This window comes from Segatella copri (genome assembly GCF_003465495.1).
Classification (GTDB): Bacteria; Bacteroidota; Bacteroidia; order Bacteroidales; family Bacteroidaceae; genus Prevotella; species Prevotella copri_G.
This window is the reverse complement of record NZ_QSAV01000030.1, coordinates 38334-47728: the sequence shown is the minus strand read 5'-3', so window position 1 is coordinate 47728 and position 9395 is coordinate 38334. Positions and strand designations below refer to the sequence as shown.

At 46.0% G+C, this 9395-nt stretch carries 4 protein-coding genes; 1 reads left to right on the top strand and 3 read right to left on the bottom strand.

The genetic code is table 11. The annotated features are described in order from the left end of the window. Positions 1-340: 340 nt before the first annotated feature. Positions 341-1999 (bottom strand): DUF6377 domain-containing protein, encoded by a 1659-nt coding sequence (locus DWV53_RS10000; RefSeq protein ID WP_118153327.1) that lies wholly within the window; start codon positions 1997-1999, stop codon positions 341-343. 299 nt (positions 2000-2298) lie between these two features. Here DWV53_RS10000 and bglX point away from each other — a divergent pair, with 299 nt between their 5' ends. Continuing rightward, complete coding sequence (bglX, locus tag DWV53_RS09995) at positions 2299-4668, top strand: beta-glucosidase BglX (protein WP_118153324.1); 2370 nt, start codon at positions 2299-2301, stop codon at positions 4666-4668. Between the two features lie 125 nt (positions 4669-4793). Here bglX and DWV53_RS09990 read toward each other — a convergent pair whose 3' ends face one another. Continuing rightward, the gene (locus DWV53_RS09990; RefSeq protein ID WP_118153321.1) at positions 4794-5672 is read right to left on the bottom strand and encodes a DUF4923 family protein; all 879 of its coding nucleotides are present in this window, start codon (positions 5670-5672) and stop codon (positions 4794-4796) included. 729 nt (positions 5673-6401) lie between these two features. Continuing rightward, positions 6402-9224 (bottom strand): M16 family metallopeptidase, encoded by a 2823-nt coding sequence (locus DWV53_RS09985; protein ID WP_118153318.1) that lies wholly within the window; start codon positions 9222-9224, stop codon positions 6402-6404. Between the last annotated feature and the right edge of the window lie 171 nt (positions 9225-9395).

Below are 9395 nucleotides of genomic sequence, written 5' to 3'. Positions count from 1 at the left end.
ATATAAATATATAAGTAACCTCTAAATAGAGAAAAAGGGAGGGGTACCCCTGAAAACTGTCACAACTGTCACAACTGTCACACTGTAACGATTAGGTCTACCTGATGAAAACCAATACGTCCATCAGCAAACCTATCTTCTCTTCCGGTAAAACTTATTGATATCTGCTCGCCTACTCATAGTTTCTCTCCTGCTAAAACTATGAGTAGGCTTTATTGGCTCGGGAAAACGCGAGTGTTAAATCCGTTTAACAGGACTCTGCAGCGCGATTTTTGGCAGTAACAGAAATATGTTGTACCTTTGCAGCACATTTCACCCATCACGCCCAGAAAGGCTTATTTCATGCCAATCTGCTCACGCGCTGCTCGAACTCTTCCCTGTCACAGATGGCACTATTCTTGATTTTGGCGCGATAATTATAGATAGTGTTCACAGAATAGTGAAGGAACTCGGCAATCTTAGAACTGTCCTCGATGCCCAGACGGATAAGGGCAAAGATGCGGAGGGTGGTAGAAAGACGGCTGTCATCTTCGAGCACGATACGCTCTTCAGGCTTCAAGAGAGCATTGAACTTCTCAACAAAGTCAGGGAAGAGCTTCAGGAAGGCGGAATCGAAATACTCATACAGCTCGCCCATGTAGGCCTCGCCAGCCTGCATCTGCTCCAGCAACTTGTTGAGTTCTCTAGCCTTCACCAGTTTCACTACTCGCTTGCGCATGGTCTCTATCTTGTCGACATAGATGGCACAAAGGCGCAGGAATCGACCAATATATACTTCCTTCATCTTGTTACTCTCATTGAGTGACTGGTTCATCTCGTTGAGCGACTGGTTCATCTCGTTAAGACGCTCATTTGCCAACTGCAAGGCATGGTTGGTTTCCTTCAGCTTATGATGGGCCGCAGCAATGCGCTTGCGCTGCTTGTTGACATAGTAGAGCAAGAGCATAACCACAAAGAGAAGCAAGGCTGAACACGCTACCATGAGCCGCAGATGCTGGTTGCTCGAAGAAAGCTCTTTCTGATAGCCCTCCTCAATCTGCGTGAGCACAGGCATGATCTGGCGGCTGCGGATAGGCGTATTGAAAACGGTAGCCGACTTCCAGGCAAACTTGATATACTCATGAGAGCGCTTCTGCTCGCCCGGTTCGGCATTGAGCAGATTGGCGAGTTCCCAGAGCGACCCCTGGTCCATCACAGCCAACTGGACATCGCAGATAGCAGAACGCAAGAGGCAGCTGAGAAACTGCTCTTCATCGCCAAACTGATTGTAGGTCAAGCCGCGATAAAACTGTACAATGGCATACTGATGGGTGCCCGGTTTCGTCATCGACAGCCGCTTATCGCTCAATCGCAAAGCCTCCTTCATATTGCCTGCATCGCGTGCCCTCACCTCCTGCATCTGCAGATAAAGGTCATCATCATGGCTGAATGTGCTGTCTATTGCAGCCTGATAGGCATTACGCTTGCCGGCATAATATTTCTTCAAGGAAGGAACGTTGGAATAATATGCCATCTCGCCATACAGGTGCTGGCAAGCCCAGAGGTAGTTGCGTTTGCCCTCAGCATCAAGATCAGCGATATTGACAGACTTCAGCAGGTCGTACGATTCGGCATAATCGCCCGTGGTAGATTCCTGGAAAGCAAGCAGCGCCTTGGCATTTCCCACCTTCTTTTTATCGCCCATTCTGAAGGCAAGTTCCATACACAGGTTGATGTATTTCAGCGCCATGTCGTTCTTGTAGGAGCGGTATTCCTCAAAGAGCGCAAAGCAGGCATCATACTTACTGCTTAGGCGCCTGGCGGTCTTCAGCTTCTGCTCCCAATCGCGAATTCGGGCTTCACGTACCTTCACATAATCAGCCGAATGGGCAATGGCGTTGTCCAGACTCTGAAAAAGCTGCTCTATATTATCTGTTGTTTTTGCTGCAAGAGAAAGAGGCATCAAGACAAAGAGCAGGAAGAAGAATGCCTTTCCCCATAATTCATTTACGCGATACATCAACTTGATTCCGTTTAAGATTGATTTATTTTCATGAGGTTTCATGTGCAAAAGTAATAAAAAAATCGGAAACGACAAATCAAATATAGAAGAAATGTAGATTTCTTCGCATTTTTCGCCTATGCCGCATCCACTTTTTATATATTCTTCATTTTTCTTATCCATCTCATTATCAGATACATTTCTATCTAAAAAAGAAAAGTTCATCCACATTTTAACATTTCTATCGCGCATCGTATCATCTTTTTTATTATCTTTGCAGAAGATAAACATAAAAATAACAATTAACATAATAAACAATGAGAACAGCACTTTTATCACTCACGTTTCTTTTGGCTGGTTCTATGGCAGCACCTGCTTTCGCCCATACCGCAGCCCCTAAGAAAAAAGTAACTGCCACAACCAAGAAAGGCAAGATTCTACCCATGAAGGAGTATATCGACCAACTGATGGCGAAGATGACACTACAGGAGAAGATTGGTCAGCTGAACCTGATGGTAGCTGGCGACATCACCACCGGCGGCGCACTTGATACTCAGGTAGGCAGCGATATCGCCCAGGGCAACATGGGCGGAGTTTTCAATATCAAAGGGCTCAACAAGATCAAGGCTCTGCAGGAAATCGCCATCAAGAACAGCCGTCTGGGCATTCCGCTGCTCGTAGGTATGGACGTGATTCATGGTTACGAAACGATGTTCCCCATCCCTCTCGCCCTCTCCTGCTCATGGGATACCGAGGCGATGAAGAAGGTAGGCGAAGTATCGGCCAAGGAAGCAAGTGCCGACGGCATCAACTGGACATTCTCTCCTATGGTAGACATTGCACTCGATGCCCGCTGGGGACGAATAAGCGAAGGAAATGGCGAGGATCCTTATCTGAGCGGCGTGATGGGAGCAGCGATGACTCAGGGCTACCAGGGCGTGGATATGCGCACAGAAGAGATTCTGAGAGCCAACCGCATCATGGCCTGCCTGAAGCATTTTGCCCTGTACGGAGGCGTTGAGAGCGGTAAGGAATATAACACGGTAGATATGAGCCGCGTGCGCATGATGAACCAGTATCTGCCACCTTACGAGGCAGTGGTGAAGGCTGGCGTAGGCAGCGTGATGTCTTCATTCAATCTCATCGACTACATACCTGCTACAGCCAACAAATGGATGATGACCAATGTCTTGAGAAAACAGTGGGGATTCAACGGTTTCGTAGTTACCGATTACGCTTCTATCGCCGAGATTCTGCAGCACGGAACGGCAAAAGACATCCAGGAGGCTTCAGAACAGGCGCTGAAGGCGGGTACCGATATGGACATGTGTTCCAATGCCTTCGTAAAGCATCTGACTAAGAGCATAGCAGAAGGAAAGGTGAGCGAGGAGGATGTGAATATCGCCTGTCGCCGCATTCTGGAAGCGAAATATAAACTGGGCCTGTTCAGCGACCCTTACCGCTACTGCAACACCAAGCGCAGCAAGAGCGAGATTTATACCGCTGAGAACCGTCAGGCAGCCCGCGATGTAGCAGCAGAGACCTTCGTGCTTCTGAAGAACGAAGGCAATATCCTGCCACTGAAGAAGGAAGGAAAGATAGCCCTGATAGGTCCGCTTGCCGACACCCGAAACAACATAGCCGGTACATGGAGCGTGGCTCAGGAGCCATCTAAATATACCACCATCAAGGAGGCAATGGAGCATGCACTTGCCGGAAAAGCCACCTTATTATATGCCCAGGGAAGCAATATCTGGCGCAATAAGGAACTGCAGCAAAACGGCGAATTCGGCAAGCCAATCAACTGGGGCAACGAGGCTGAGATGAAGGCCGAAGCGCTGAAGATAGCTAAAGAGGCAGATGTTATTATATGTGCTATGGGCGAAAGTGCCGAGATGAGCGGCGAATGCGGTAGCCGTACCAACCTGGAGATGCCGGACGTACAGCGCGAACTGCTTGCCGAACTCCTGAAGACGGGCAAGCCTGTAGTGCTCCTCAACTTTGCGGGCCGTCCTACGGTTCTTACTTGGGAGAAAGCCCATGTACCAGCCATCATGAATGTATGGTTTGGAGGTTCAGAGATGGGCGATGCACTCTGCGATGTCATCTTTGGCGACAAATCGCCATCGGGTAAGCTCACCACTTCGATGCCTAAGACTACCGGTCAGGAGCCTCTCTACTACAACCATCAGAACACCGGACGCCCTGTAGCAGACGATAATGAGAAGTTTGCCAAGTTTGCCAGCAACTGTCTGGATGTAAGCAATGGTCCGCTCTATCCTTTCGGTTACGGTTTGAGCTACACCTACTTTTCGTACAGCAACTTCCGCCTGAGCAGCCAGGAGGCCGGCATCAGCAATGAGGAGGCTACCGAATGGCAGGATGGCAAGAAGATTACAGCTAGCGTCACCGTTAAGAACAACGGCTCCCGCGATGCCGACGAGATTGTGCAGCTCTACATCCGTGACATGGTAGCCAGCATCTCCCGCCCTGTAAAGGAACTGAAAGGCTTCCAGCGCATCCATCTGGCAGTAGGTGAAAGCAAGGAGGTAAGCTTTGATATCACCCCAGATATGCTCAAGTTCTACAACGCAGATCTGAAGCACGTGATAGAACCAGGCGACTTCCAGATTATGATAGGAACCAACAGCAAGGATGTAAAGACAATGAAACTGAGCGTGAAATAAACAATAAAAATCGCCCTGTAAAGAGCAAAGCATAGCTTGAAAGATGCTTTACTTCTTACAGGGCGATTATCATCTACTGAGCCCACTCCAACAGAAGGCTCAGTTATGGATTCTATCCTTCAGGATTACTTAGTCATCTCGAAACCTACACGCATACCATCGTAATTATTGGCGATAGTACCGATAGCGCTGAGCGTAGAATTACCCTTGAGGGAACCGATGGTCTTGATGAGGTTGAGCAACTTCTTCTGGTCGAAGAGCAGGCTGATGCCATTGGCAGTCTTCGTAGCATAACCCGACATACTCAAGATTAATCCCTTCATCTGAATGGCGTGAGTCTTCTCATCAAAAGTATAATTGCCCTGCCATGACTTGCCATCTATCTTGGCAGCGAAAGTTCCATCAGTTTTGAAGGTGAAATAGGTGTTTGAACTACTGAAGCCAAACTTGCTGTAATACTCACTCAACTTCTCCTCTACCTTGTTGGCAGCAATCTCACCGCCAGCCTGTGCCAGGAGATTCTCAGAGGTAAAGGCGCATCCCGGCTTGCTGTACTTCCAGGTATGGGCACAGAGATCCTGCTTACTGAAGGTACCTGAACCGATTACATTATTCAGAATGCCATTGATAATACTGCTACCTGCAGAACTGCTGCTGTTAGAGTTTCCGCCCAGTACAGCACTCAAGATACCTGCAACGGCTGAGCCTGCATTGCTGGTTGCACTGGTAGAAGCGACGGCATTGCTGGTTGTTGCAGCAGTTGTTGTTGCAGAAGTTGTAGTTGTTGCTGCTGTTGTGTTAGATGTAGCAGAAGTTGTTTTCTTTGTAGAAGTCTTCTTGGTCGTAGTCTTCTTTGAAGTCTTCTTTGTTGTCTTCTTAGTCGTTTTCTTAACCGGCATCATCTCAGACATTGAGGCATTGAGCGCTGCCTCGTTCATAGCGCTTGCGTTGCTGCCAGCTGTGCATGCGAGCACGAGGGCAGCCAAAAGAAATACCTTTTTCATTGCTTTCTATATATTTATTTTATCACTCTTATTTATATATACCCAATACTTTCTATTGTTCTTTCGGGTGCAAAGTTCGCAAAAAAATCGGGAATACGATAAGAAAAATCCCTATTTCACGGTATGAATCTCCCTAAAAACTCAGCATTTCTGCTCTTTCTACGTTATTATAGACGAATACTATGACAATTCGTTTAAAAGACTATGAAAAAATCGTTCAGGAAATACCAATTATCATTCTAGGGGGGGGGAATTGTTCAAACGATTGCACATTTTTTTGACATAAATCAAAAAATAACGAATAAAACACGTATTTTCATGCATTTTGTACCTAGAAATAGGTAGAAAACCCCTATCTTTGCAAGCGGTTAACAAATATCAATAGGTTATGAATGATTTAATTAAGGTAAATTCAGAAAATCAGAATCAGGCTATCGATAGATGCCAACAGATTCTTCAGGATCGCCGCGAGGCTCTTGCCTCTAAGGCAAAGAGAAGAGGTTAATACTCTTCGGAAACATGACGTAAAGGAGGGAAGATGATGCTCTTATACAATATAAAGACGCATCCTTTCTTTTTAAAGAGAGATTTTCGAAACGACTCTTAAATGATGAGTTTCAAAAATTTTGGGAAAAGAAAAAAACGTAAAAATCCCGTTGTCAGCCATCTGGCTTGTACAACGGGATTTTTTCGTTTATTATTCAAGTTTATTATATCAAGTCCGAGATTTTACTTCTCGTTCTTCACTGCCTTCATGATGATCTCGAAGTGATTACCACTCTTCAAGATGACATTCTTCAGGAAGTCTGAAATCTCAGATGCCTTCAGATTCTTCACCATCTCCTTGTAATCGCTATGAGTATCAACACCCATACGCTCGTATGTGCTCAACGCACCAAGCCAATAACCATTGGTTTTTTCGCTAACAGCAGCCTGCTTCAGGAGAATCTCCTTTACCTTCTGGAGGTCTTCTGCATTTGGCTGGGCGATGGTCTCGTCCATACCCTTGAAGAAGTAAGGAATAGCGATATCCGACTTCTCTGGGTTCAACTGAGCCACGGCAGAAATAGAGATAGCAGCCTTGTTATCATAATCGCGAAGCAAACCATAGTTTGCACCTGCATGATAAGCAGCACTGAGTTCCTCACGGATAGTACGCAAATACTTCATCTCCAAAAGGCGGGCTGAAACATCAGCAAGAACCATATACTGCAAGGTGAATGGAGCCTTGGTATACCAGATCTCTGTTGCCTGGTTCTGTGGGTTCTCCATTGCCTTGGTAAAGACATTGCTTACCTTACCATTAGCATAAGGAATCTGCTTGTTCTTCAGCTTGAAGCCATTGTTTGGCAGACTGGCGATATACTGCTCGATGAGTGGGAGGAGAGTCTTCTCATCATAGTTACCTACGAAATAGAAGGTGAAGTCCTTGGCATTGCCGTAGAACTGCTTACCAATCTCCAGGATACGGTCGTAGTTGATATCCTTTATATCGCTTGCCTCTGGCACACGGGCAAGTTTGCTACCCAAATAGAGGGTGCTCTGAACAGAATCCTGATATACGAGGCTTGGGTTGTTGCTCTTGTTGGCAAGAACAGTAGCCATCATGCTCTTCATATTGTCGAAGCTCTTCTGGTCCTTGCTTACTGCGGTCATCTTGAGATAGATGAGCTGCATCAGGGTTTCGATGTCCTTAGGAGTAGAATTACCCTTCAAACCATGATTGAAAGGACTCAAGCTGAACGAAACGCCAACCTGCTTACCTGCCAAAGCCTTATCAAGATCATTGCTTGAGAAATCGCCAAGACCACTAGCATCGAGCACATCTGCTGCAAATGCAGCATTCAGGAAGTCTTCCTTGCCGAAAGTAGAATAGCCCACATTGGCTGAAGCTGCGAAAGCAATCTCATTGTCCTTGAAATCGGTCTTCTTCAATACCACCTTAGCGCCATTAGAAAGAGTCAACTCCTTGAAGCCCAACTTCTTGTTCTCAACAGTCTTCTTAATCTTACCAGCCTTAGGAGCCTGAGCGATGAGAGGTTCCTGCTTAACATTATCCACATAAGCCTCGAGCTTTTCAGCACGTACCTGCTTTACGATGGCAGAGAGTTCCTGCTCGGTAGGATAAACGGCACCAGCCTGCTCGCGCATCATTACCAATGATACAAGGTTAGTATCGCTCTGGCAAACCAACTGCTTGGCATAGCTGTTGATAACCTCAAGAGGCAAGTTTGGAACTACCATCTTCCAGATCTGGCTCTCCTCTTCTACTGACGGAATAGGCTCGTTAGAAATGAAGTTATCCACATACTGGGTGGTAAACTGCTCGTTCTTCATCTTATCCTTGTTGGCAAGAGCCTTGTCAACAAGGCTCATGAATTCATCCTTGGCACGCTGATACTCTGTAGCTGTGAAACCGAACTCGTGCATACGCTGTGCCTCGCGGAGAACAGCAGCATAAGCCTCCTTAATCTTTCCTGGCTTAGCAACACCGGTAAGGGTGAAAGCATCCTTAGTGCTTGAAATCAGGTATGAACCATCACCGGCATTTGCCTGAAGATATGGACAGTCTGGCTCCAATGCCTTCTCAGCATAACGGGCAGCAATCATAGAGGAAATCACGTTATCCATGTATCCCTTCAGGAGATAGCTCATATTGCCCTTCAGAGAATCTGGCACAGCATTGTGCTTCATATAAACCTGGAAGAGATCAACCTGCTGCTCCTTATCCTTGTCGATAACATAGATGGCTGAATCATTATCAGATACTTCTACCTTCTCTATCTTAGCGGCATTCTTAGGTACCTTGATACCAGAGAAGAGTTCCTTAATCTTTGCTTCGATATGATTTACATCTACATCACCTACGATGATAATAGCCTGATTGTCTGGACGATACCATTTGCGGTAGTAAGCACGGAGAGTTTCTGGCTTACAACCATCGATAACGCTCATCAAACCGATAGGGAAACGGTAGCCATACTTTTCGCCCTGATAGAGCTTAGGAAGTGAACGCTCTATCATGCGCTGCTGCCCTACAATGCGCATACGGTACTCATTGTGCACCACATCTCGCTCGCTCTCGATAGCATCTTCAGTAAGACTGATACCATTACTCCAGTCCTTGAGGATAAGCATACAGGAGTCTACGGCTGTAGTACGGGTAGTAGGAACATCTGTGAAGTAATAAACGGTCTTCTCTACTGCTGTATAGGCGTTGAGATTACGGCCATACTGTACACCGATGCTCTGCAGATAGTCCTGCAGAGAGTTGCCCTTGAAATGGTCGGTACCATTGAAGGCAAGGTGCTCCAAGAGGTGAGCCAAACCGCGCTGGTCATCATTCTCATTGATAGAACCCACTTTCTGAGCGATGTAGAAACTGGCCACATTCTCAGGATAACTGTTGTGACGAATGTAGTAAGTCAATCCATTATCAAGACGACCTATCTTCACATTCTTGTCTACCGGAATAGCTGGCATCTGCTGTGCCATCGCTGTACCTGCAGAAAGGAACAGTACAACTGCTGCAAAAATCTTTCTTAGTTTCATCTGATTTTAATTATTTATGTATTTATTGTTTTCTATATCATTCTTTCTTTATACCTTATTATATATATATATCATGCTACTTAACAAGTTCACCTATATATAACGACAAAACCAGCAACATGGTTACTGTCTGCGATGCAAAATTAAGAAAAATAAAAAAGATTTGCAAAC

Bases quoted from the DNA above. Each gene is read 5' to 3' on its own strand.
- DWV53_RS10000 (WP_118153327.1), bottom strand. From the start codon at position 1,999: ATGTATCGCGTAAATGAATTATGGGGAAAGGCATTCTTCTTCCTGCTC.
- DWV53_RS09990 (WP_118153321.1), bottom strand. From the start codon at position 5,672: ATGAAAAAGGTATTTCTTTTGGCTGCCCTCGTGCTCGCATGCACAGCT.
- bglX (WP_118153324.1), top strand. From the start codon at position 2,299: ATGAGAACAGCACTTTTATCACTCACGTTTCTTTTGGCTGGTTCTATG.
- DWV53_RS09985 (WP_118153318.1), bottom strand. From the start codon at position 9,224: ATGAAACTAAGAAAGATTTTTGCAGCAGTTGTACTGTTCCTTTCTGCA.